The sequence below is a fragment of the Polaromonas vacuolata genome, from assembly GCF_012584515.1.
Lineage (GTDB): Bacteria > Pseudomonadota > Gammaproteobacteria > Burkholderiales > Burkholderiaceae_C > Polaromonas > Polaromonas vacuolata.
Genome location: NZ_CP051461.1, coordinates 2,748,419 through 2,771,299 on the forward strand (window position 1 = coordinate 2,748,419; position 22,881 = coordinate 2,771,299).

The following is a 22,881-nucleotide window of genomic DNA, read 5'->3' on the forward strand; positions in this document are numbered from 1 at the left end:
TTTAACGATGACGCTGAATCTTATTTTTGCCCGCGCGGCCAATGGCGTAATTGGTAAAGACAATGCCCTGCCTTGGCATTTGCCAGAAGACATGGCGCATTTCAAACGCCTGACACAAGGCTGCACCGTGCTGATGGGCAGAAAAACTTGGGATTCACTACCGCCGAAATTCAGACCGCTGCCCGGGCGGCGCAATATCGTCATCACGCGGCAAGCGACTTGGCTTGCCGACGGCGCAGTCACCGCCAACTCACTTGAACACGCACTCAGTCTGTGCGCCAGCGATGAATCGGTATGGGTTATTGGCGGCGCAGAAATTTATGCCCAAGCCGAGCCACTGGCCAACCGCATGGAAGTGACCGTACTGGCACAAGACTATGCAGGCGACGCCTACGCCCCAACGGTTGGCCCAGACTGGGTAACAACTGAGCGCCAAGAAAATTTATCCACCAACGGTATTCGCTTTAGTTTCATCACCTACATTAGGTCAAACAAACTTTTGGGGAAATGATATGTCTGATGATGGATTTCACGTACACGGTCCACACGACCACGAGTTAGAGCATGCTGCTCAAGGCGGCCATGAAAGCGGCGGCATGGTCGCCCAAATTGCGGTGATCACAGCCATCATCGCCACCGTAGGCGCCTTGTTTTCTTATATGGGTGGCAACACCCAAGCGACTGCAGGATTACTTAAAAATGATGCGGCGATTAAAAAAACCGAAGCCTCAAATCAGTGGAATTACTACCAATCCAAAAGCACCAAACAGTCTTTGTCCGAGTTCGCGCGCGACCTTGCGCCCGAGGATAAAAAACATATCTATATCGCCAAGATAGAACGTTACGACAAAGAAAAAGCTGACATTAAGTTAGTCGCCGAAAAACTCGAAGCAGAGTCAACCAGTTTTAACGCAGCATCTGAAGAACAAATGCACCAGCACCACCGCTGGGCACAAGCCACTACCGTGCTGCAAATTTCGATAGCGCTGGCAGCGATTGCCTTGCTGACACGTAAAAAATGGTTAGAGTACGGCATGTTTGGTTTAGCCGGTGCGGGTCTGGTGGTTGGTGCTTTGGCGGCGCTGCATATTTAAACGACAAGACCACTCAATAGAGACCACAACAGCCTGTGGTCTCTATTGCAGGCGAGTTTTCCGCTATTGCTTGAGTAGCTTGCAAGTAATAAAAAAACATTGTTTAAGCCGCAGTGAAATACATTCAAACAATTGTTAAGAGCTTGCTCTGAATTCGCTAAGTCGTGATTTGCAGAGCCAGTCAACTTAAGTTCCTTTTTCAAGGACTCTTGACTTTGAGCACTGAATCTTTCCAGTCGAATTCAACGTGTCGCCGAATGATTAAGCAGCCCGGCGGAGAATCTATCAAACTGACAGATGCGCCTTTATCTCGTGCGTCAACGTAGACTGTAAAAGTAGCTAACAACCGAGTCGCTTTATAGCCTGTCAATTCTTGTTGGGCAATACTCTGGCAAGAAAACGGCGCCATAGAAATGCGTTCTGCCGCCACTGAACAACCACCATTGCTATCGGGAACCGCCATCAAGGAAAAAGCCAGTGATGCATTTTTATGCTCCACACCACTGAGTGAAAAGAAAGCACCTGAATCAGGACTTTTTCGGTCCCAATCGAGCAGTACATCGTTGCCCGTGCTGCCGCTGACAATCATTGAAGACAAACGAGAAATAGCGGGCAAGCAACGCCGTACACCCACATTGGTTGCGGCTGCTGTAAGTGCATCTTGAGGAAGACTTGGTTCCAGCGCTTTAGGCGGCTGAGGTGGTGCAGCGAAAACTAAAGTGACAAAGCTATACGCAAAAACACCCAGCACTAAGGCCGTCGCAGCTTCACGCATGTGAGAAAAAAAATTTAAACCTGGTGTCAGCTGCATAGTTTTTCGGCGCGGTAAAGATCGACCAGCGCAGCATTGTAGAGACGGATATTGTCCTCATACTCGGGGTTTAATGTTTGCAAAAAAGCTTGCGCCTTTTGGCGGTAATTGGATAAATCTGCATCATGCTGGGCATACGCTTGCAGTGTTGCCAAGCCACCTTGTTCACAGTCGAAGTCAGGATAGAAGTATCCACAGTCAGCGATAAAGGTGGAGTTATGGATCAATGGATAGCCTCCATGCAATACCTCGTAATACAGATAATTTTGTCCATTTTCCCATTGGTGCGACACCACTGCATCAACCTGTGCCGACAGACATTGGTAGACGGGAAAGCGACCTTCAAAGGTAGCCAGTCCATGTTTAACAATATCTAAGCTGTTTGCAAAACCCACAAAGCTGGTCTGATCTTTTAGATTTAGTGTGTTGTAGACCTGTAATTGCGCAATAAAACGTGGATTGGCTCTGTGCGCCAAATCAATCAGCAGCATTGCCAAATGGCTGGTTTTGACCATGCAAATATTCGGCTCAAAAATACCCAAGCGCCATTTTTTGCGCCCCGGCTTATAGCCAAAACTCTGAGCATCAGGTAATTTTCTGGCGGCTTTATCTAGTACAACCGAGCTCCACAAATGCGGCATAAGTCGTACCGGTGCGCGCATAGCACTGCCAAAATAATGTGCACAAGTCATCGCATATTCCGGTAAGGTCCAGACTTCATCGTAGGGCGTACCCGCCATCAACAAGCCGTGGGGTTTATCGAAAATCATCCGCTCAATATCGATCACGTAGTCATTGCCGACGCGCATAGTCACTATTTTTCCACCGCGTTCACGAAAGCTTATGGCCCAATTACGATCGAGTTGAGCGCTCATCTCTATCATGACGTCGAGCTCATTAGCGGCCGTGAGCATATCAATAATAGGTACCGGTGAGTCCTTCATGAATCGCTGTGCATCGTTAATATCCCCATCACCGCCGCCGCAGACCAAATAGGTTTTACCTACGTTAGGCGCACGCAGCAGCAGTATCACCAAAAATAGACAGTTTTGATAAATCCCGTTTTCCCACAAGGACTGCTCACCTTTACGGACAAATATAGAGACGCCTACGCGCAAGCTGTCAACACACGGCTGACTTGCGTTGTGCGCCGTCTTGTTTGAAGTGTTTGAATCATTCATGTGAGCAACCCCTGAGTTGTTCCGCTATGAAAAAGATGGAGCAAACGCCTCGCATAATTTTGCAGATTGTCATGTGCAAAAGGATTAACAGCTGCAATTACTTTAGCGGCTTGACTTCGGTAATGATCGAGTTGACTGTCATGCCCACTAGCGGCTAGCAATAACTGCTTAGCACCTTCAAGCGTATTGAAGTCAGGGTAGTAGTAACCAGCATCCCGCAGCCAAGGCGAATTGTGAATCAGCGGATAGTCCCCATACAGCGCATCTAAGTAGCTGTAGTTCTGATCGTTCTGCCATTGATGCGCCACCACAGCATCAGCATGCTGCACCATATAGCCAGCAAAATCATGACGGCCTTGGAACACCGCCTTGTGCTGCTTAACCAGATCAAGTGAGTTAGCTAGGTAGAGCATGGTGGGATGGTCTTTGAAATGCAGGGTATTGAGAACATGCATGACATCAATATGCGTGGGGCTAGCGCGGAAAGCCTCATCGCACACCAGCATCGGAATACTGGCGCATTTGACGACCGAAATATTCGGCTCAAAAATTGCCACGCGCAAACCTGGCATGCGCCCTTGCGCATTGGGTATCCGCTTACGGTAGCCAAATGAATAGCCTTTTTTTTCTACTTCAGTGACGCGTTGAATCAGAAATTGTGGCGACCAAATATACGGAACTTCATAGACAGGGCATCGATGCAAGGCCCTTAGCATGGGTGCGAACGCTATGAAATCTTTGGGTAAAACCCAAATCTCATCGCAACGTTCAGCCCGACTGAAGAATCCTGATTTTTCAAATACGTTGGGTTCGACGAGATTGGTGTAGGGCTGACCCGCGCAATACCAGACAATTTTTTTTCCTTTAGCTCTTAAATAATCTAGCCAAGCAACATTCAGAGCGCCTGACATTTCGATGGCCAAATCAATATGATCGGTAGCTTCACGAGCAGTCATCATTTTTAGACCTAAGGCATCCAAGTCCACCTGTGGCGGCATAGTGCTTTGATCGCCGGTGTTCAGCAAGATGACTGATTGAACAAACGGTAACTTCAAAAAAGACTGGGCTAGAAAAATAACGTTCTGTCCCAGACCGTTACTCCAAATATTTTGTTCGGTCTGTGTGATGACTGAAATACCAATACGCATTTTTTTATTTTTTCAAAAAACTAAAAACACCGACCACTCAACTGGGCCACTTAGCAAGATCCGGTTTGATGCTGCTAAATTTTTATTAAAAATACTCAATGGTGTTTGCTTAACGCCACCTCCAACTGGTACCAACATTAAGACTCCATTCGTTTCGAGTCGTCGCAACACCCAAGCCCCAAGCGCTTTGACCATCCTTGTTTAACGCCTTAAAGTTAATCCCCAAAGCAGAGTAACCGCGGTAATTACCTATACCTATACCCAATGCTTTTTCACCCCTATCCAGATTAGGCATATAGTTGCCAGCCATCGCCATACTCATGGCAATACCTGAATAAGCGATACGCGCAACATCAATAGTTTGCTGTTGCACCCCCCTTAATTGGGAAACATTCACACCATCTGTCGGCTGAATACCTGCCGCGACATTGGTAATACGTCTTTCGTTATTGACCGAACCGACGGAGACCGTATTAGCTTGCTCCGCAACTGAATAGGCTCCCAGTGCTACGGATCGGTTACCAGTTGCTTGGGCGCTGGCACCAAGTGCAACAGAGTCGTTCCCCGAAGCCAATGAGTTCGCACCGACGGCTGTAGCAGGGTCAGCAATTGCGCGGGCTTGAAAACCAATCGCAACAGAACCTTCAAATGTTGCCGTTGAGCGAAAGCCAATTGCGGTAGTGTTGGCATCTTGGGCAAGTGAATGCGAACCATATGCCGTAGAACCATGAGCCAGAGTTGTCACCGTCGCTCCATTAACGCCCACACTCGTTCCAGCGTTGGCACACAAACCAGTAACTGTAGTGTCAACTCCGTTCGCTGCAGAGCAACCTTCAGGAACGGGAACATTCTTAAAATCTGTATTGTTAAAGGTAGCACCTTGCGTTTGAAGCATACCGCTCGTCACTCCGCCAGCAGTCGAAGCAATCAGCGAACCTCCATTGGCAATTGCGGTGATGGCACTCGCGACTAAAGGTGCCAAGGCAGTAGACAAAGTACTGACGCCGGTGGACAGCGAACTAATACTCGTCGAAGTTGAGGTCGACAACGAACTTACAGCGCTGTTAGTCGTGCTCAGACCGGAGGACAGTAAACTGACATTACTGGTGACAGTATTCAAACCAGTGGACAGTAAACTGACATTACTGGTGACAGTATTCAAACCAGTGGACAGTAAACTGACATTAGACTTGACAGAGTCTAAGCCGTTCGATAACGAATTCACAGCGCTGTTAGTTGTATTCAAGTCTGTCGATAGCGTGCTCACGTCAGTAGACAAAGCACTAATGCTCTCTGAGGTAGCAGTCGATAACGAATTCACAGTGCTGTTAGTCGTATTCAAGTCGGTAGACAAAGCGCTAATGCTTTCCGAGGTAGCGGTCGATAACGAATTCACCGTGCTGTTAGTCGTATTCAAGTCAGTCGATAGCGTGCTCACATCAGTAGACAAAGCGCTAATGCTTTCCGAGGTAGCGGTCGATAACGAATTCACCGTGCTGTTAGTCGTATTCAAGTCTGTCGATAGCGTGCTCACATCAGTAGACAAAGCGCTAATGCTTTCCGAGGTAGCGGTCGATAACGAATTCACCGTGCTGTTAGTCGTATTCAAGTCTGTCGATAACGTGCTCACATCAGTAGACAAAGCACTAATGCTCTCTGAGGTAGCGGTCGATAACGAATTCACAACGCTGTTAGTCGTATTCAAGTCGGTAGACAAAGCGCTAATACTCTCTGAGGTAGCAGTCGATAAGGAATTCACAACGCTGTTAGTCGTATTCAAGTCTGTCGATAGCGTGCTCACATCAGTAGACAAAGCGCTAATGCTTTCCGAGGTAGCGGTCGATAACGAATTCACCGTGCTGTTAGTCGTATTCAAGTCTGTCGATAACGTGCTCACGTCAGTAGACAAAGCACTAATGCTTTCCGAGGTAGCGGTCGATAACGAATTCACCGTGCTGTTAGTCGTATTCAAGTCAGTCGATAGCGTGCTCACATCAGTAGACAAAGCGCTAATGCTTTCCGAGGTAGCGGTCGATAACGAATTCACCGTGCTGTTAGTCGTATTCAAGTCTGTCGATAACGTGCTCACATCAGTAGACAAAGCACTAATGCTCTCTGAGGTAGCGGTCGATAACGAATTCACAACGCTGTTAGTCGTATTCAAGTCGGTAGACAAAGCGCTAATACTCTCAGAGGTAGCAGTCGATAACGAATTCACAACGCTGTTAGTCGTATTCAAGTCGGTAGACAAAGCGCTAATGCTTTCCGAGGTAGCGGTCGATAACGAATTCACAACGCTGTTAGTCGTATTCAAGTCTGTCGATAACGTGCTCACGTCAGTAGACAAAGCGCTAATGCTTTCCGAGGTAGCGGTCGATAACGAATTCACAACGTTGTTAGTCGTATTCAAGTCTGTCGATAGCGTGCTCACATCAGTAGACAAAGCGCTAATGCTTTCCGAGGTAGCGGTCGATAACGAATTCACCGTGCTGTTAGTCGTATTCAAGTCTGTCGATAACGTGCTCACGTCAGTAGACAAAGCACTAATGCTTTCCGAGGTAGCGGTCGATAACGAATTCACCGTGCTGTTAGTCGTATTCAAGTCTGTCGATAACGTGCTCACGTCAGTAGACAAAGCACTAATGCTTTCCGAGGTAGCGGTCGATAACGAATTCACCGTGCTGTTAGTCGTATTCAAGTCAGTCGATAGCGTGCTCACATCAGTAGACAAAGCGCTAATGCTTTCCGAGGTAGCGGTCGATAACGAATTCACCGTGCTGTTAGTCGTATTCAAGTCAGTCGATAGCGTGCTCACATCAGTAGACAAAGCGCTAATGCTTTCCGAGGTAGCGGTCGATAACGAATTCACCGTGCTGTTAGTCGTATTCAAGTCTGTCGATAGCGTGCTCACATCAGTAGACAAAGCGCTAATGCTTTCCGAGGTAGCGGTCGATAACGAATTCACCGTGCTGTTAGTCGTATTCAAGTCTGTCGATAACGTGCTCACATCAGTAGACAAAGCACTAATGCTCTCTGAGGTAGCGGTCGATAACGAATTCACAACGCTGTTAGTCGTATTCAAGTCGGTAGACAAAGCGCTAATACTCTCTGAGGTAGCAGTCGATAAGGAATTCACAACGCTGTTAGTCGTATTCAAGTCTGTCGATAGCGTGCTCACATCAGTAGACAAAGCGCTAATGCTTTCCGAGGTAGCGGTCGATAACGAATTCACCGTGCTGTTAGTCGTATTCAAGTCTGTCGATAACGTGCTCACGTCAGTAGACAAAGCACTAATGCTTTCCGAGGTAGCGGTCGATAACGAATTCACCGTGCTGTTAGTCGTATTCAAGTCTGTCGATAACGTGCTCACGTCAGTAGACAAAGCACTAATGCTTTCCGAGGTAGCGGTCGATAACGAATTCACCGTGCTGTTAGTCGTATTCAAGTCAGTCGATAGCGTGCTCACATCAGTAGACAAAGCGCTAATGCTTTCCGAGGTAGCGGTCGATAACGAATTCACCGTGCTGTTAGTCGTATTCAAGTCAGTCGATAGCGTGCTCACATCAGTAGACAAAGCGCTAATGCTTTCCGAGGTAGCGGTCGATAACGAATTCACCGTGCTGTTAGTCGTATTCAAGTCAGTCGATAGCGTGCTCACATCAGTAGACAAAGCGCTAATGCTTTCCGAGGTAGCGGTCGATAACGAATTCACCGTGCTGTTAGTCGTATTCAAGTCTGTCGATAACGTGCTCACATCAGTAGACAAAGCACTAATGCTCTCTGAGGTAGCGGTCGATAACGAATTCACAACGCTGTTAGTCGTATTCAAGTCGGTAGACAAAGCGCTAATACTCTCTGAGGTAGCAGTCGATAAGGAATTCACAACGCTGTTAGTCGTATTCAAGTCTGTCGATAGCGTGCTCACATCAGTAGACAAAGCGCTAATGCTTTCCGAGGTAGCGGTCGATAACGAATTCACCGTGCTGTTAGTCGTATTCAAGTCTGTCGATAACGTGCTCACGTCAGTAGACAAAGCACTAATGCTTTCCGAGGTAGCGGTCGATAACGAATTCACCGTGCTGTTAGTCGTATTCAAGTCAGTCGATAGCGTGCTCACATCAGTAGACAAAGCGCTAATGCTTTCCGAGGTAGCGGTCGATAACGAATTCACCGTGCTGTTAGTCGTATTCAAGTCTGTCGATAACGTGCTCACATCAGTAGACAAAGCACTAATGCTCTCTGAGGTAGCGGTCGATAACGAATTCACAACGCTGTTAGTCGTATTCAAGTCGGTAGACAAAGCGCTAATACTCTCTGAGGTAGCGGTCGATAACGAATTCACAACGCTGTTAGTCGTATTCAAGTCGGTAGACAAAGCGCTAATGCTTTCCGAGGTAGCGGTCGATAACGAATTCACAACGCTGTTAGTCGTATTCAAGTCGGTAGACAAAGCGCTAATACTCTCTGAGGTAGCAGTCGATAAGGAATTCACAACGCTGTTAGTCGTATTCAAGTCTGTCGATAGCGTGCTCACATCAGTAGACAAAGCGCTAATGCTTTCCGAGGTAGCGGTCGATAACGAATTCACCGTGCTGTTAGTCGTATTCAAGTCAGTCGATAGCGTGCTCACATCAGTAGACAAAGCGCTAATGCTTTCCGAGGTAGCGGTCGATAACGAATTCACCGTGCTGTTAGTCGTATTCAAGTCAGTCGATAGCGTGCTCACATCAGTAGACAAAGCGCTAATGCTTTCCGAGGTAGCGGTCGATAACGAATTCACCGTGCTGTTAGTCGTATTCAAGTCTGTCGATAACGTGCTCACATCAGTAGACAAAGCACTAATGCTCTCTGAGGTAGCGGTCGATAACGAATTCACAACGCTGTTAGTCGTATTCAAGTCGGTAGACAAAGCGCTAATACTCTCTGAGGTAGCAGTCGATAAGGAATTCACAACGCTGTTAGTCGTATTCAAGTCTGTCGATAACGTGCTCACATCAGTAGACAAAGCGCTAATGCTTTCCGAGGTAGCGGTCGATAACGAATTCACCGTGCTGTTAGTCGTATTCAAGTCTGTCGATAACGTGCTCACGTCAGTAGACAAAGCACTAATGCTTTCCGAGGTAGCGGTCGATAACGAATTCACCGTGCTGTTAGTCGTATTCAAGTCAGTCGATAGCGTGCTCACATCAGTAGACAAAGCGCTAATGCTTTCCGAGGTAGCGGTCGATAACGAATTCACCGTGCTGTTAGTCGTATTCAAGTCTGTCGATAACGTGCTCACATCAGTAGACAAAGCACTAATGCTCTCTGAGGTAGCGGTCGATAACGAATTCACAACGCTGTTAGTCGTATTCAAGTCGGTAGACAAAGCGCTAATACTCTCTGAGGTAGCGGTCGATAACGAATTCACAACGCTGTTAGTCGTATTCAAGTCGGTAGACAAAGCGCTAATGCTTTCCGAGGTAGCGGTCGATAACGAATTCACAACGCTGTTAGTCGTATTCAAGTCTGTCGATAACGTGCTCACATCAGTAGACAAAGCGCTAATGCTTTCCGAGGTAGCGGTCGATAACGAATTCACCGTGCTGTTAGTCGTATTCAAGTCAGTCGATAGCGTGCTCACATCAGTAGACAAAGCGCTAATGCTTTCCGAGGTAGCGGTCGATAACGAATTCACCGTGCTGTTAGTCGTATTCAAGTCAGTCGATAGCGTGCTCACATCAGTAGACAAAGCGCTAATGCTTTCCGAGGTAGCGGTCGATAACGAATTCACCGTGCTGTTAGTCGTATTCAAGTCTGTCGATAACGTGCTCACATCAGTAGACAAAGCACTAATGCTCTCTGAGGTAGCGGTCGATAACGAATTCACAACGCTGTTAGTCGTATTCAAGTCGGTAGACAAAGCGCTAATACTCTCTGAGGTAGCAGTCGATAAGGAATTCACAACGCTGTTAGTCGTATTCAAGTCTGTCGATAGCGTGCTCACATCAGTAGACAAAGCGCTAATGCTTTCCGAGGTAGCGGTCGATAACGAATTCACCGTGCTGTTAGTCGTATTCAAGTCTGTCGATAACGTGCTCACGTCAGTAGACAAAGCACTAATGCTTTCCGAGGTAGCGGTCGATAACGAATTCACCGTGCTGTTAGTCGTATTCAAGTCAGTCGATAGCGTGCTCACATCAGTAGACAAAGCGCTAATGCTTTCCGAGGTAGCGGTCGATAACGAATTCACCGTGCTGTTAGTCGTATTCAAGTCTGTCGATAACGTGCTCACGTCAGTAGACAAAGCACTAATGCTCTCTGAGGTAGCGGTCGATAACGAATTCACAACGCTGTTAGTCGTATTCAAGTCGGTAGACAAAGCGCTAATACTCTCAGAGGTAGCAGTCGATAACGAATTCACAACGCTGTTAGTCGTATTCAAGTCTGTCGATAGCGTGCTCACATCAGTAGACAAAGCGCTAATGCTTTCCGAGGTAGCGGTCGATAACGAATTCACCGTGCTGTTAGTCGTATTCAAGTCTGTCGATAACGTGCTCACATCAGTAGACAAAGCACTAATGCTCTCTGAGGTAGCGGTCGATAACGAATTCACAACGCTGTTAGTCGTATTCAAGTCGGTAGACAAAGCGCTAATACTCTCAGAGGTAGCAGTCGATAACGAATTCACAACGCTGTTAGTCGTATTCAAGTCTGTCGATAGCGTGCTCACATCAGTAGACAAAGCGCTAATGCTTTCCGAGGTAGCGGTCGATAACGAATTCACCGTGCTGTTAGTCGTATTCAAGTCTGTCGATAGCGTGCTCACATCAGTAGACAAAGCACTAATGCTTTCCGAGGTAGCGGTCGATAACGAATTCACCGTGCTGTTAGTCGTATTCAAGTCTGTCGATAACGTGCTCACGTCAGTAGACAAAGCACTAATGCTCTCTGAGGTAGCGGTCGATAACGAATTCACCGTGCTGTTAGTCGTATTCAAGTCTGTCGATAACGTGCTCACGTCAGTAGACAAAGCACTAATGCTTTCCGAGGTAGCGGTCGATAACGAATTCACAACGCTGTTAGTCGTATTCAAGTCGGTAGACAAAGCGCTAATACTCTCAGAGGTAGCAGTCGATAACGAATTCACAACGCTGTTAGTCGTATTCAAGTCTGTCGATAGCGTGCTCACATCAGTAGACAAAGCGCTAATGCTTTCCGAGGTAGCGGTCGATAACGAATTCACAACGCTGTTAGTCGTATTCAAGTCTGCCGATAGCGTGCTCACGTCAGTAGACAAAGCACTAATACTCGCTGAAGTAGCGGTCGATAACGAATTCACAGTGCTAGTCGTAGAACTCAAACTGGTAGAGAGTGAGCTAGCAACAGTTGATAGTTGGGTCACATTGACAGCATCTAATTGCCCAACGCCAGCGGCAACCCCGGTGATAGTTCGATTACCTACTGCGACTTCACCTAAAGAGGTTTGTGCGGCTGCCAAACCGTAAGCCGTGTAGCCAACTTGCGCACCGACGGTAGTTACAGACCCACTTCCCAGAGCCACGCTGTTGGCGTTTGTCACTACTGCATTCGATCCAAGTGCTAAGCCATCGGTTGCAGTCAAACTTACCGTTGCCCCGCTGCCTATTGCTATTGAAGTTGTACCCAATGCATTTGCATCGTAACCCAACGCTGTGGAATTAGTACCACTTGCGACTGCCAATGCACCTACAGCTGTACCCCCGATACTGCTTGCTATTGCCTGGTCCGTTAGACTTGCACCAATGGCGATTCCTGTGCCATCGATGCCGGCTATGGCACCGCTGATTGTTCCGTACCCATTTGTGTAGTCGGCATAAACATTTGGCGACATTAACGCCGCGCCGCCAAAAACTGCTGCGACCACCACAGCAGCCAACTTAGAGCCACCACACTTGCAGTGAGCGCTTGCAATTTCAGGAACAGCAATCCAAGTACCTAGATGTACGCTGAAGACCGTACGATAAAACTTATTCATTGGCTATCGCTTTCTGCGAATGGCTATTAATTCTGAAATCATTTTTTTCATTCAGAAGTGAAATCGAAGTAAATTCAGTGTGAACCTAGCATTGATGTGGTCACTATTTAGCTATTGGATTGATATTCGGAATGGTGCCGTACTGGTAGCCAACAGGAGACCAATGGTCTCGATTCCAGACCAAGGAAACTTTTTCCCAAGTTCGAATTTGGGCGATTTGAGAGACGAACAAGACACTGGTAAATTCACCAGGCGGCAAACTTGGATGATTAATTTTTCGTTCCATTTCGGTCCACACCCGCAAACCAGGCGCCGATCCCAAAGTATTTTTTCTGCTCATGATGTAGTTAATCCAAAACGTGCGATCAACCTTATCTTTCATCAGTGGGTCACTTTTTTCCCACATGATGGCAGCATCGGCATCCGCCGCCTCTAGCCACTGCTGAGCAATCGAAATAGCAGAGTCGGCAGAAGATGTTTGTGCAAAAACACCAAAAGAAAGCCCACAAGCAACAAGAAGTAACCAAAGTCGCAGCACAAGGCTGTTCGTCCATTTAACGTATTTCGATTTGCGCATGTCATCCTCTAGTACATCGGTTTATTCAGTGATTTAGTTTGCTTAATTCAACTTTCTAGCGAGCTAGAGAGAGCAATCTGAAAGAAATCAGCTGTTAACAGTGTACGAACAAATGTATTAATGTGTACAAATAAATTAAAAATTGTAAAAAATTACACAAAATAATGAAAAATTAAATAAATTTAATTACTAATTAAGGTTCTTCATCAATTTAATGTGAATTTATTTTTTATAAAAATGCCAGATTGAGCAAATTGCAAGCGGCCTTCTTGCCGGCATCACTGATTTAAACGTTTGATTCTTAGCGGATGATGTGAAGCGCAGCGACAGGAAATGCAAAGATAAAAAATACGCGCGTCTGTTCAAAGAGCAAGACATAAGGAACGGTTGGAATTTCAAAAAATCGCAGTGCTGTTCGACTACTTGTTAAGCCTATTTATGGATACGCTAAGGAGTAGGCTGGAAATAAAATATCAATGCAGCGAACTAAATAATTAGTTCAGCATTCAGCGCGAGAACGGCTAAACAAGACTGCGTATTAGCGCAAAAGACATATTGTCTGAACACACCCGTCAAGCCATTCGAAATCTACGAGAAGCGCAGCTCAGATTCACAGCTTTGATTGAGGGGTCTGATGCGCTAGAAATGAGGACGAACACTGATGCAAAAATTTTGACATCAACACCTACGGTCAGCATCAACAGAGATAAAAGAAAAATCACTTTCTAGACGTCAATATGTCTGAGAAAAATCACGTCAAAAAAAAAACCCGCTAATACTGATTATTGTTAAAGTAAATCGGTGATTGATGGCATGTAGAACGCGTAGATAGCTACGTAAACACATCAAAAACCAGAAACTTAAAACGTCGTCAAAAAGTTAGATGAGTTGCGTTTTATGCAGCAACTAATTAACTGTTTGCGTATTACTTTGACTTATCCTACGGAGCAAATACGTATCCATAATCCACCCATGCGCGCATCGCGCAGCTTGGCGTTTTTGCATAATAAATTCACACACCTGGGCCAACGGACCGTGCGCCAATACCTGCTCTGGCATACCCAGATAAGCGCCCCACCAAATGTGGATGTCAGTCGGGTCTAAATCACGAAAAGAACATTCCCCATCCAGCATCACGGCAAGCGTGTCAGCACTGGCTGGCCAGCCATGCTCGCGTAATTGGCGGCCTGTGGTGATGGTGACGGGGGCATTGATGTCGTTAAGTGCAATCGCATGGGCAGCAGTCAGCGCTTGCAAGGCAGTGATGCCGGGTACGACAGATACTTGCAAATCTAAGCGCAGCTTTAAACGCTCGGCAATGCGCAGTGTGCTGTCGTAAAGCGATGGATCGCCCCACACCAGCAAAGCTAATTTTCCGGTTAATTTTTCACCCGCTTTATTAGCCGTTTTTAACTTTGTTTTTTCACTTGAATTTTCATTTTGCGAAAAATGCTGACCTATCTTCTCAAACCAAATATCCGCAATCGCATCATGCCAACGGTTCACAGCACCGACGTAATCGGCATCAGCGCTATCGCGAAGCGGCATGTCAAAGTGAACTATTCGGGTGGAGCGGTTTGTCAGCACCGCCGCGCAGATGGATTCACGTAGTTCAGCCAAGTCGTTTTTACCTTGGGATTTACGCGGTATCAAAATCACATCAGCGGCGTTTAGTGCTTTGATGCCTTGCAGGGTTATATGCTCAGGACTGCCAGAGCCTATGCCGACCAAACTCAGTTCAATCATGGCGCTGCGCCCTGCGTTATATCAGCATCAGCAGATTCATTGCTTGGAAAACGCGGCTGCGTACCAACCGGTCGATAACGACGGTCGTAATCACCGGCATACAAACGACTGGTGTCAAAGTCTTCAGCGCCTAAAGTGTGGCCGACCAAAATAATCGCCGTGCGTTCCATGCTCTGGCCCACCGCCGCTTCTATGCTGGCGAGTGTGGCGCGCACAATGCGCTGGTCTGGCCAACTCGCACGCCAGACCACCGCAACTGGGCAGTCTGGGCCGTAATGCGGACTTAGTTCGCGCACCACACGCGGCAAAACATGTATCGATAAATGAATCGCCAGCACCGCACCGGTAGCGGCAAAGTTGATCAGTGATTCGGTATCCGGCATGGCCGAGGCGCGACCAGAAGTGCGGGTAAGCACCACTGATTGCGACATGCCCGGCAGCGTCAGCTCTGCACCTAGGGCCGCCGCCGCCGCCGCAAACGAGGGCACACCCGGCGTCACGGTGAAATCGATATTGGCCGCGCGCAAGCGGCGCAGTTGCTCACCCATGGCCGACCAGACCGACAAGTCGCCCGAATGCAGCCTCGCTATCTCATGGCCTTCTGAATGGGCGGCGCTAATTTCGGCCATGATTTCGTCTAGCGAAAGCGATGCCGTATTAACCAGACGCACGCCCGGTGGGCAATGCGACAGCACTCCTTCTGGTACCAAAGAGCCGGCATACAAACAGACTGGACAAGCCGCGATAAGGTCGCGGCCGCGCAGTGTTAAAAGGTCGGGTGCGCCGGGGCCGGCGCCGATAAAGTGGACTGTCATAGTGGCTCAGGGTGAGAGTTGTCGTGAAGGCTGGTTGCAACCGTCTGCGTAGAAAACTTAGAAGACTTAGAAAACTTAGAGGACTTAGAGGACTTAGTAAGGGGAGTAGTGATTACTGCAATCGCAGCCGTGGCCATTTTGTCGGCGGACACGCTGCGCGGCGCCAGCAGTTGCGCGCCTAACCCAGCAGCGACCAGCGCTGAAGTCTCAGCAAGACTACGCGCACCATAGCGTTTAGGAATCCGGCTCAGCATAGTGACAGATACATCGGTTGCGGTTGCAGTTTCAGCCAGCGTGATCAATTGCGCCAGTGGAACGGCCGTCAAGCCCAAGCCCAATTCATGCGCCAGTTCTAACAGTGCTGGGTGCTCAACTTTGTCTTCTGCAGTGGCTAAAAAAATAATACTAATGGGCTGACTGATAAGGCTTGCGCTGGCGGCTTGGCAGGCGTGCAGGGCTTCGCGCAGAGAAGCGACGGTGGCGTTCGCCCTAAAACCAAATCCCGCCACAGCATTAATGGCAACCTGTTCGGCAACATCTTCGGCAACATGTTCGGCAGCAGCACCAGCAGCACTAACAGCTTGCGCTGAATTTTTCGTCACTTCATTTTGAAGCGTCACAGCACTACGCTCCACTGCACAACAGGCCGTGCCGACACCCAGCCGCGCATACGTCCCAAGGGCGCAGCATGGGCTAATTCAATTCGCAGCAACTCGCCGCCATGCACGGCATGCAACTGAGTCAGTAAGGCTTCGGTTTCCAATGTGACGGCGTTCACCACCAACTTGCAGGCCGGTGGTGCCAAGGTTTTAAGCCCATCAAACAAGGCCGCATTAAATCCACCGCCGACAAAAATAGCGTCTGGTGGACTGAGACCGGCGAATGCTTGCGGGGCCAAGCCTTGCATAATCTGCAACGACTTAGTCAGCCCAAAACTGTCCGCGTTGCTGCGAATATTTGCCACTCGATTGGCATGCTGCTCAATAGCCGTGGCGTGGCCACCGGCCAAACACCATTCCACACTGACTGAACCTGAACCGGCGCCGATATCCCACAGATGCAAACCGGGTCGTGGCGCGAGTGCGGCCAGAGTCAAGGCGCGTATCGGGGACTTGGTGATTTGTCCATCGCTGGCAAAACTGCTGTCCGGCAAGCCTGCGCTACGCGGCAAACCAGTAGTGCCCGCAACCTGCAAAGCAAGCGCCACCGGCGCGCGCACATCGGTCAAAGAAAAATCTGCCGCAGTGGTTTTACGCATGCGCTCATGCGGGCCGCCTAGCGACTCCAAAACCCAAAGTTGAGAAAGGCCAAAACTGCGCTCGGTTAACCAACGCGCAAAATCACCCACCGACGCGCCATCGCGCATCAAACCAATCAAACGCTGACCGGTATGCAGCGCGCTGCGGGTAGTGGCAAACGCGCTGGCGTGCAGGCCAAAGCAGGCAGTCTCTTCAAGCCGCCAACCCAAGCGCGCAGCGACCATAGAAAAAGTTGATGGTGCGGAGAAAACCTGCCACTCGTTTGCCGGTAGATGGGCAGCCAAAGAGCCGCCCACACCAAACCAAAACGGATCGCCAGAAGCCAGCACCGCCACACGCTGCCCACGCAAAGCCAGCACCGGCGCGACATCAAAAGGAATTGACCAAGCGCGGCAACGCCCAGCGCCGTCGCTACTCAGATTGGCGAGCGCCAAGTGGCGCGGGCTACCGAAGACAATGTCAGCAGTGTTTATTGCTAAACGACTAGCATCGCTAAGTCCGGCTTTGCCGTCTTCAGTCAAACCAATAATCGAAAGCCAAGCTTCAGACATGACCAGCGCCTCCCGTGAACGTATTCTTTTGTTGGGCGGCACGACCGAGGCCAGCGAATTGGCCCAAGCCTTGGCCAACGCCCATATTGACGCGATTTTTTCTTATGCAGGCCGAACGCTTTCGCCCGTTGCTCAACCCTTGCCCACCCGTGTGGGCGGCTTTGGTGGCGTTGCCGGCTTGCAAGCTTGGCTGCAGGCTAATTGCATCACCCATGTGATCGATGCTACGCACCCGTTCGCCGCGCAAATGAGTGCGAATGCCGTGCAGGCTTGCACTGCAGCTGGCGTGCCGCTGTTGGCTTTTGAGCGAGCGGCCTGGCAAGCACAAGCCGGCGATAACTGGCAATACGTCGCCGATATAGAAGCCGCAGTGGCGGCCTTGCCCGCCGAGCCAGCACGAGTTTTTTTGGCGATTGGCAAGCAACACTTGCTGCCTTTTGCACGTTGCCCAGAGCACGCTTACCTGTTGCGTTTGGTCGATGCACCGCTTGACTTGCCTTTGCGCAGCGCGCAAGTCGTCATCGCGCGCGGCCCCTTCACCGTGGACGGTGATGTGGCGCTGCTGCAAGCGCACGGCATTACCCATGTGGTGGCTAAAAATGCCGGCGGTAGCGGCGCGCAAGCCAAGCTTGAGGCGGCCCGTGCGCTGGGCTTGCGCGTGATTTTGATCAATCGCCCTTCCCTGCCCGCGCGCAACACGGCCACCACGACAGCGCAAGTAATCGCTTGGTTGGCTCAACATCAGGCGGTAACTGGCAGCACTGAACGCGGCGTATAAACAAAGCGGCCGACGCGCCGGGTAGCGCTGTTGCCGACAATCACCACGGTGCGCATATCGGCCATTTCGGGACTGGCGTCAACCAGCGCCACGGTAACTATCTGCTCGTTGGGCGTAGATACTGCACGCGCAAAAATAATCAAACGCTCGGGCTCACAGACTTGCCGCAGAACCGTCAGAATACGGCCAAAAGTTTCGGGCCGGCTGGCAGAGCGCGGGTTGTAAAACGCTAACGCAAAGTCTGCGCCGGCGGCGGCGCGCACACGCGCTTCTATCAAAGCCACAGGTTTGAGGTTGTCGCTTAAATTAACGACGCAAAAATCATGTCCCAAGGGCGCGCCCGCTTTGGCCGACGCTGCCAGCATGGCAGTGATGCCGGGCAGCACACGAATATCTAAAGCCTGCCATTGGACTTGCCCTTCCAAGGCTTCAAACACCGCTGACGCCATGGCAAATACGCCGGGGTCACCGGATGACACCACCACTACTTTTTTGCCCGCAGCGGCCATTTCAAGAGCGGCGCGGGCTCTGTCCATTTCGACCCGGTTATCCGAAGGATGCAAGGTTAAACCTTGGCGCGGCGCAATTCTGGCGACGTAAGGGATGTAGCCCACCACGTCGCTAGCGCTGGCCAATACAGCGCTGACTTCAGGCGTTACAAGCGCGCTATCCCCAGGCCCTAAACCGACAATGCAAAGCCAGCCGGTCATTCCAGCACCTCAGGGCGGCGGCCATGGCCGTGCACCAGCACCGTGGCGAAGTATGGGCAATCACTGCCATCGACTTGCGCCAGCGCCAACACCCGCTGCGTTGGCATGGTTCCGCGCTCTATCAACCAAGCGCTATCCAAGCGACCCGCAGCTTCAAGCGCACGGCGTACTTTGGGCAGATTGCGGCCGGTTTTCATAATCACCAAGGCATCTGCCGACTGCATGTGGCGCACTAAATCGGCCTCTGGCAAAGTGCCCATTAGCACCGTCATGACGTCGTCGCCCCAGGTAATCGGTGTGCCGGTACTCCACCAGCAACCCACCATACCGGGGATACCGGGAATCACTTCCAGCACAGCCCGCCCTTGAAGCCGAGTGTAGAGGTGCATGAAAGAGCCGTAGAAAAACGGATCACCCTCGCACAGCACCAGCACATCTTGGGTTTGCGCCAGCAGCGTTAAACGCTGAGCCCAGTCGTCGTAGAACGCGGCGATGCAGCTAATGTATTCGGGGCTGTCAAAGGGTAGCTCAGTGGTGACGGGATACTCCATCGCGTACTCGGTCACACCAGAAGCCAGCATGCCTTCGACAATCCGCCGGGCTTGTCCGGGTCTGCCCTTTTTACGGAAATAAGCCACATGGCTGGCGCTGCGAATAGCGCGGTCAGAGCGCACGCTCATCAAGTCAGGATCGCCCGGGCCAAGCCCAGCACACAGAATGCGGCCCATTAGATTTCTTTCCGACTAGCCAGCGCGTTGATGGCCGCTACCGTGATGGCCGAGCCGCCTAAGCGGCCATTGACCACCAGCGCGGGAACCGGCGGTGCAAGCATTAAGGCGGCTTTGGATTCAGCCGCGCCGACAAAGCCCACAGGGCAACCAATAATGGCCGCCGGGCGCGGGCAGCTAGGGTCTTGCAACATATTTAACAGATGAAAAAGCGCCGTAGGCGCATTGCCAATCGCTACCACCGCACCGGCCAGATAGGGGCGCCACAACTCCACCGCCGCTGCACTGCGCGTAGTGCCCATGCCGAGGGCAAGACCACGCACTTCAGGCTCATTCAAGGTACAAATAATTCGGTTGTCTGCGGGCAAACGGGCGCGGGTAATGCCTTCGCTGACCATGCGCACATCACACAAAATTGGCGCACCGGCTTCTAGTGCGGCCAGCGTTGCGTCGGCCATGCCGGGACTAAACACAATATGCGCTTCCAGCCCGACCATGCCGACGGCATGAATCATGCGCACGACGGCCATTTCTTCTGTCGCAGAAAAGCGGGTAAGCGCAGTCTCGGCGCGGATGATGGCAAACGACTGGCGGTAAATCGCCGCGCCATCGGATTCAAATTGGTGTCGCATGCAATAGTCTTTTTAATTCTTGTAAAACCGTGTCAGTAGGAACGGCGAAAACATCGGGCGTGGCGGCGGCATTGCCGCAACGAATCATGTCAATACCAGCAGTGGTTCCCACCAAAGTCATGGTGGCTTTTTGATGGGCGCAGCCTTTGCTGCAACCGGATATATGTAGCAGTGCATCAACCGGCACATGAGGCGCTAAAACGCGAGCCAAAGCACGGGTATCAAGGTTTGCCTGTAAGCAAGCCGGCGCCCCGCTGCAAGCGACTACGCGCAGCAGTGGGTCATCAGCGCGGGTGATCAAACCCGTCGATTGAGGTAGATCATGCGCATCAAAAAGTTGTTCGATTAACAGCATGCGCCACGGCGTCATTCGCAGACTGCCAGAGCCAAAACGTGCGGCCGTTGCTGCTAACTGCATGAGTAATTGCGCCGACATTTGGCCAAGCACAATACCCACCAAATAGCCGTGTGGATTCACGCCAATCTGCGCGGATAAGTTAGCCTCTTGAGCTAAAGATGGGGCTGGTGAAAGCTCTGGCAATAGCTCTGGCAATGACACTGGTAAAGGCACTTGAAACATAGCTGGTAAAAGCGCTTTAGCAAGCCTTAGCGATTGGCGAGGATTAGCCAATTGCGCCGCCATGTTGGAGACACACCAATGCGCCAGCGCGATTGCCACCGGCACGGCTTGCTCTAAAATAACTTGCGCGCCGCAGGAAAATCCATCGGCATAAACAAACAAACTACCCGCTCTGCGTTCGATCCGAATATCGGCCGGGGTAGTTTGCAAAACCAACTGGCTAGCGGTGTCAACTGCGAAACCGAATTTACTTGGCAAGGCGGGTGCGCCCAGCTGTGACAAAGCATTGGCAAGCGCCTCTGCGATGTGCAAAGTGCCGTCGCCAGTTGTCCAAAACGGCGTCACCACTATGTTGCGTCTAGCCTCAATTTCTGGGCTGGCGTCTATCAGTTCTAAGCCGCGAAGACCATCAGTGAGCTCGGTCAGTGCTGCAGGCATCACGCCGCGCAATTGCAAATTCGCGCGATTAGTCAGGTCTATTAATCCATTGCCAAACCGCTGTGCAAGCTCGGCAATGCCAGCGGCTTGTTCATGGCTTAAGCGGCCTGCAGGCGGACGAATTCGCACCACCAAACCATCACCCGACAACATGGGCCGCAGTGCGCCGGGGCACCAACCTTTGACTAAAGGTTTAGCCAGAGGAATTAATTTTTCAATCGACTTAACGATTAAATCTGAAGCATCGATTTGCATACTCAGGCGACTAAAAAGTTGCTACCAACTCAGGCTGCAACCAACGCTTAAACACCCAACCACAAGCCACACCCATAGTCAGCCAAAAACTCAATGAAACCCAAGTAGTAGCCCAAAAAAACTGCGCCAACAATTGCATCAGTGCTGTCTGAGCCGCCGGACTGTAGCCCGCCAAAGCATCAGAACCTAACTGGGGTGCGCCGACGACAAAAGGCAACGCCAACAAAATAGCGGCTACCGGCCAACGCCATTTGGCCTTCGAAAATCCAGCCAATGCGCAGGCAGCAGCGGCACTAGCCACGGCTAAAACCGACCAGACTTGACGTGCATGCAAAGGGGCTGCTTCCATACCCGGAACTTGTGCCGGTAAACCCAATGCGGGCCAGAGATAAAAACTCAGCCAACCTGCGCCAGCCACCGCGCCAGCTAGCGTCAAGGCACTCAGCGCAGAGCCGCGCAGATAGCGCCAAGCGCCCATCACCGCAAAAACTAATAACGCCATGCTTAAAGCATGCAGAGAATTGGCCACCCAAGTCCACGCCATGCGTTCTGCGCCGTTGCTGGGTTCCCACTCTTTGGCCGTACCGTGTTCATGTTCATGCGCATCGGCAGCAACACCTTGCACGGGTGCAGTAAGCGCTGGCATTGGCGCTGGTGCCTCAGTCTTTTGAACTTCGAACACTTCAGCCGCCAAAATAAGCGGCGCAGCTTGCAAGCGCTGCACACCAGTTTGCACGCTGCCGACTATTAAAGCGACAGCCAAACTAGACCAAATGATTCGTGGAAAAAGCATCGCTTACCTTTACGAAAAACTCAATGGCAAGGCTGAACCGTGATGTGACGCACATCGTGCGCAGCGTTATGCAGCAATGGACTTTCAGCAAAGGCCACGCCGTAAAAAAGCACCAGACCTAAAGCCGCACCGGCGGCGAGTTGCAGCAACAAGCTATGCGCCGCGCTGCGTGCACCACTAGCGGTATTGAGGCTGGTTGGGTTAGCAGAGATAACAGTGGTCGGTGTGTTCATAAAAAGCTCCATTAAAAAACGTGAAATAAATAACGAAAAAAGTGGCGAAGTAAGTTGTAAAACTTGCTCTAACTATAGGTTTAAAACTTCAATCGCCGTGTGCTTTATGCGCCTAATCGACTTAGGCTGCTAGCGGCGGAATGCGCGCCAATATGCCGTTTCGCAAACGCGCAGGTCTGTCATTGCGCAGCAGCGTGCCATCAAGCGTGCCGGCGTGCAATTGGGCGCAGGCCAAAATATGTTCTGCGGTTTCAGTATCAGCAACTAAATCGCCGAAGTAATAAAGGTGTTTGCCTTGGGCTTGAAAAGTGACGGTGCAAGCGCGGTTGCAACCGGTCATACATTCCACACCGCGTATGCGCAAATTAGCCAGCTGAGCAGGCTCAATATCCCACGCTGCAATTTGCACCGCTTCAAATAAGGCTGCACCGTGAGCCGGTTGGTCGCGCGGCACGCCGGCCGGTCGGCAGGTGGTGCAAACGATGACTTCTGTGATGACAGCGGCTGGGGCTGTCCCGATTTTTGGTGTGATGCTTAGCAGTTCGTTCATAAGTTT

Annotated in this window: 20 protein-coding genes and 1 pseudogene; 4 read left to right on the top strand and 17 right to left on the bottom strand. The window is 50.4% G+C overall.

Going from position 1 to position 22,881, the window contains the following annotated elements; genetic code table 11:
- The first annotated feature begins 7 nt into the window (after window positions 1-7).
- Both HC248_RS12525 and HC248_RS12530 read left to right on the top strand, forming a co-directional pair.
- The gene (locus HC248_RS12525; protein WP_168922768.1) at window positions 8-511 is read left to right on the top strand and encodes a dihydrofolate reductase; all 504 of its coding nucleotides are present in this window, start codon (window positions 8-10) and stop codon (window positions 509-511) included.
- 1 nt (window position 512) lies between these two features.
- The gene (locus HC248_RS12530; RefSeq protein ID WP_168922769.1) at window positions 513-1,094 is read left to right on the top strand and encodes a DUF4337 domain-containing protein; all 582 of its coding nucleotides are present in this window, start codon (window positions 513-515) and stop codon (window positions 1,092-1,094) included.
- A gap of 199 nt (window positions 1,095-1,293) precedes the next feature.
- On the opposite strand, the gene HC248_RS12535 is transcribed toward HC248_RS12530, so the two are convergent.
- The 4 genes from HC248_RS12535 to HC248_RS17850 form a co-directional block, all read right to left on the bottom strand.
- A complete protein-coding gene (locus tag HC248_RS12535) occupies window positions 1,294-1,905 on the bottom strand; it encodes a hypothetical protein (RefSeq protein ID WP_202882384.1) in 612 nt (203 codons plus the stop codon).
- Window positions 1,896-3,086 (bottom strand): DUF2827 domain-containing protein, encoded by a 1,191-nt coding sequence (locus HC248_RS12540; RefSeq protein WP_168922770.1) that lies wholly within the window; start codon window positions 3,084-3,086, stop codon window positions 1,896-1,898. Before HC248_RS12540 ends, HC248_RS12535 begins: the two co-directional genes overlap by 10 nt.
- On the bottom strand, window positions 3,083-4,234 hold the full coding sequence (locus HC248_RS12545; RefSeq protein WP_168922771.1) for a DUF2827 domain-containing protein: 1,152 nt from the start codon (window positions 4,232-4,234) through the stop codon (window positions 3,083-3,085). The genes HC248_RS12540 and HC248_RS12545 overlap by 4 nt, the downstream gene beginning before the upstream one ends.
- Window positions 4,235-4,343: 109 nt before the next feature.
- A complete protein-coding gene (locus tag HC248_RS17850; protein ID WP_272953616.1) occupies window positions 4,344-5,228 on the bottom strand; it encodes a YadA family autotransporter adhesin in 885 nt (294 codons plus the stop codon).
- Here HC248_RS17850 and HC248_RS12560 point away from each other — a divergent pair.
- Window positions 5,191-11,721 carry a hypothetical protein gene (locus HC248_RS12560; protein ID WP_168922772.1) on the top strand — a complete coding sequence of 2,177 codons (6,531 nt, stop codon included), beginning with the start codon at window positions 5,191-5,193 and terminating at the stop codon, window positions 11,719-11,721. The two genes, HC248_RS17850 and HC248_RS12560, sit on opposite strands and share 38 nt — an antisense overlap.
- Before the next feature lie 47 nt (window positions 11,722-11,768).
- Here the strand turns inward: HC248_RS12560 and HC248_RS18010 are convergent.
- The 6 genes and pseudogenes from HC248_RS18010 to cbiE form a co-directional block, all read right to left on the bottom strand.
- Window positions 11,769-12,230: pseudogene (locus tag HC248_RS18010) on the bottom strand (ESPR-type extended signal peptide-containing protein); the annotation flags it as partial.
- Between the two features lie 103 nt (window positions 12,231-12,333).
- Window positions 12,334-12,807, bottom strand: coding sequence for a DUF4019 domain-containing protein (locus HC248_RS12570; RefSeq protein ID WP_168922773.1), 474 nt, complete (start codon window positions 12,805-12,807; stop codon window positions 12,334-12,336).
- A 906-nt stretch (window positions 12,808-13,713) separates the two neighbouring features.
- Window positions 13,714-14,553, bottom strand: a complete 840-nt coding sequence (cobF, locus tag HC248_RS12575; protein ID WP_168922774.1) for a precorrin-6A synthase (deacetylating) — start codon at window positions 14,551-14,553, stop codon at window positions 13,714-13,716.
- The gene (gene cobM / locus HC248_RS12580; RefSeq protein ID WP_168922775.1) at window positions 14,550-15,368 is read right to left on the bottom strand and encodes a precorrin-4 C(11)-methyltransferase; all 819 of its coding nucleotides are present in this window, start codon (window positions 15,366-15,368) and stop codon (window positions 14,550-14,552) included. The genes cobF and cobM overlap by 4 nt, the downstream gene beginning before the upstream one ends.
- The gene (locus tag HC248_RS12585; protein WP_238342622.1) at window positions 15,365-15,970 is read right to left on the bottom strand and encodes a cobalamin biosynthesis protein; all 606 of its coding nucleotides are present in this window, start codon (window positions 15,968-15,970) and stop codon (window positions 15,365-15,367) included. Before HC248_RS12585 ends, cobM begins: the two co-directional genes overlap by 4 nt.
- A gap of 14 nt (window positions 15,971-15,984) precedes the next feature.
- Complete coding sequence (gene cbiE / locus HC248_RS12590; RefSeq protein ID WP_168922776.1) at window positions 15,985-17,178, bottom strand: precorrin-6y C5,15-methyltransferase (decarboxylating) subunit CbiE; 1,194 nt, start codon at window positions 17,176-17,178, stop codon at window positions 15,985-15,987.
- On the opposite strand from cbiE, the gene HC248_RS12595 reads away from it, so the two are divergent.
- On the top strand, window positions 17,177-17,956 hold the full coding sequence (locus HC248_RS12595) for a cobalt-precorrin-6A reductase (protein ID WP_168922777.1): 780 nt from the start codon (window positions 17,177-17,179) through the stop codon (window positions 17,954-17,956). The two genes, cbiE and HC248_RS12595, sit on opposite strands and share 2 nt — an antisense overlap.
- On the opposite strand, the gene cobJ is transcribed toward HC248_RS12595, so the two are convergent.
- The 7 genes from cobJ to HC248_RS12630 form a co-directional block, all read right to left on the bottom strand.
- A complete protein-coding gene (gene cobJ, locus HC248_RS12600; RefSeq protein WP_168922778.1) occupies window positions 17,920-18,666 on the bottom strand; it encodes a precorrin-3B C(17)-methyltransferase in 747 nt (248 codons plus the stop codon). The genes HC248_RS12595 and cobJ overlap by 37 nt on opposite strands.
- Entirely contained in the window at window positions 18,663-19,394 is a 732-nt protein-coding gene (gene cobI, locus HC248_RS12605) for a precorrin-2 C(20)-methyltransferase (RefSeq protein ID WP_168922779.1), read from the bottom strand. Before cobI ends, cobJ begins: the two co-directional genes overlap by 4 nt.
- Window positions 19,394-20,026, bottom strand: a complete 633-nt coding sequence (locus HC248_RS12610) for a precorrin-8X methylmutase (RefSeq protein WP_168922780.1) — start codon at window positions 20,024-20,026, stop codon at window positions 19,394-19,396. The genes cobI and HC248_RS12610 overlap by 1 nt, the downstream gene beginning before the upstream one ends.
- Window positions 20,010-21,299 (bottom strand): precorrin-3B synthase, encoded by a 1,290-nt coding sequence (cobG, locus tag HC248_RS12615; protein ID WP_168922781.1) that lies wholly within the window; start codon window positions 21,297-21,299, stop codon window positions 20,010-20,012. Before cobG ends, HC248_RS12610 begins: the two co-directional genes overlap by 17 nt.
- 10 nt (window positions 21,300-21,309) lie before the next feature.
- Window positions 21,310-22,092 carry a CbtA family protein gene (locus tag HC248_RS12620; RefSeq protein WP_168922782.1) on the bottom strand — a complete coding sequence of 261 codons (783 nt, stop codon included), beginning with the start codon at window positions 22,090-22,092 and terminating at the stop codon, window positions 21,310-21,312.
- A 20-nt stretch (window positions 22,093-22,112) separates the two neighbouring features.
- Complete coding sequence (locus tag HC248_RS12625) at window positions 22,113-22,325, bottom strand: CbtB domain-containing protein (RefSeq protein WP_168922783.1); 213 nt, start codon at window positions 22,323-22,325, stop codon at window positions 22,113-22,115.
- 121 nt (window positions 22,326-22,446) lie between these two features.
- Window positions 22,447-22,875 (bottom strand): DUF1636 family protein, encoded by a 429-nt coding sequence (locus HC248_RS12630; RefSeq protein ID WP_168922784.1) that lies wholly within the window; start codon window positions 22,873-22,875, stop codon window positions 22,447-22,449.
- Window positions 22,876-22,881: the final 6 nt, after the last annotated feature.

Excerpts from the sequence above, each read along its gene's own strand:
- HC248_RS12525 (WP_168922768.1), top strand. The coding sequence starts at position 8 with ATGACGCTGAATCTTATTTTTGCCCGCGCGGCCAATGGCGTAATTGGT.
- HC248_RS12530 (WP_168922769.1), top strand. The coding sequence starts at position 513 with ATGTCTGATGATGGATTTCACGTACACGGTCCACACGACCACGAGTTA.
- HC248_RS12535 (WP_202882384.1), bottom strand. The coding sequence starts at position 1,905 with ATGCAGCTGACACCAGGTTTAAATTTTTTTTCTCACATGCGTGAAGCT.
- HC248_RS12540 (WP_168922770.1), bottom strand. The coding sequence starts at position 3,086 with ATGAATGATTCAAACACTTCAAACAAGACGGCGCACAACGCAAGTCAG.
- HC248_RS12545 (WP_168922771.1), bottom strand. The coding sequence starts at position 4,234 with ATGCGTATTGGTATTTCAGTCATCACACAGACCGAACAAAATATTTGG.
- HC248_RS12560 (WP_168922772.1), top strand. The coding sequence starts at position 5,191 with ATGGCACTCGCGACTAAAGGTGCCAAGGCAGTAGACAAAGTACTGACG.
- HC248_RS12570 (WP_168922773.1), bottom strand. The coding sequence starts at position 12,807 with ATGCGCAAATCGAAATACGTTAAATGGACGAACAGCCTTGTGCTGCGA.
- cobF (WP_168922774.1), bottom strand. The coding sequence starts at position 14,553 with ATGATTGAACTGAGTTTGGTCGGCATAGGCTCTGGCAGTCCTGAGCAT.
- cobM (WP_168922775.1), bottom strand. The coding sequence starts at position 15,368 with ATGACAGTCCACTTTATCGGCGCCGGCCCCGGCGCACCCGACCTTTTA.
- HC248_RS12595 (WP_168922777.1), top strand. The coding sequence starts at position 17,177 with ATGACCAGCGCCTCCCGTGAACGTATTCTTTTGTTGGGCGGCACGACC.
- cbiE (WP_168922776.1), bottom strand. The coding sequence starts at position 17,178 with ATGTCTGAAGCTTGGCTTTCGATTATTGGTTTGACTGAAGACGGCAAA.
- cobJ (WP_168922778.1), bottom strand. The coding sequence starts at position 18,666 with ATGACCGGCTGGCTTTGCATTGTCGGTTTAGGGCCTGGGGATAGCGCG.
- cobI (WP_168922779.1), bottom strand. The coding sequence starts at position 19,394 with ATGGGCCGCATTCTGTGTGCTGGGCTTGGCCCGGGCGATCCTGACTTG.
- HC248_RS12610 (WP_168922780.1), bottom strand. The coding sequence starts at position 20,026 with ATGCGACACCAATTTGAATCCGATGGCGCGGCGATTTACCGCCAGTCG.
- cobG (WP_168922781.1), bottom strand. The coding sequence starts at position 21,299 with ATGCAAATCGATGCTTCAGATTTAATCGTTAAGTCGATTGAAAAATTA.
- HC248_RS12620 (WP_168922782.1), bottom strand. The coding sequence starts at position 22,092 with ATGCTTTTTCCACGAATCATTTGGTCTAGTTTGGCTGTCGCTTTAATA.
- HC248_RS12625 (WP_168922783.1), bottom strand. The coding sequence starts at position 22,325 with ATGAACACACCGACCACTGTTATCTCTGCTAACCCAACCAGCCTCAAT.
- HC248_RS12630 (WP_168922784.1), bottom strand. The coding sequence starts at position 22,875 with ATGAACGAACTGCTAAGCATCACACCAAAAATCGGGACAGCCCCAGCC.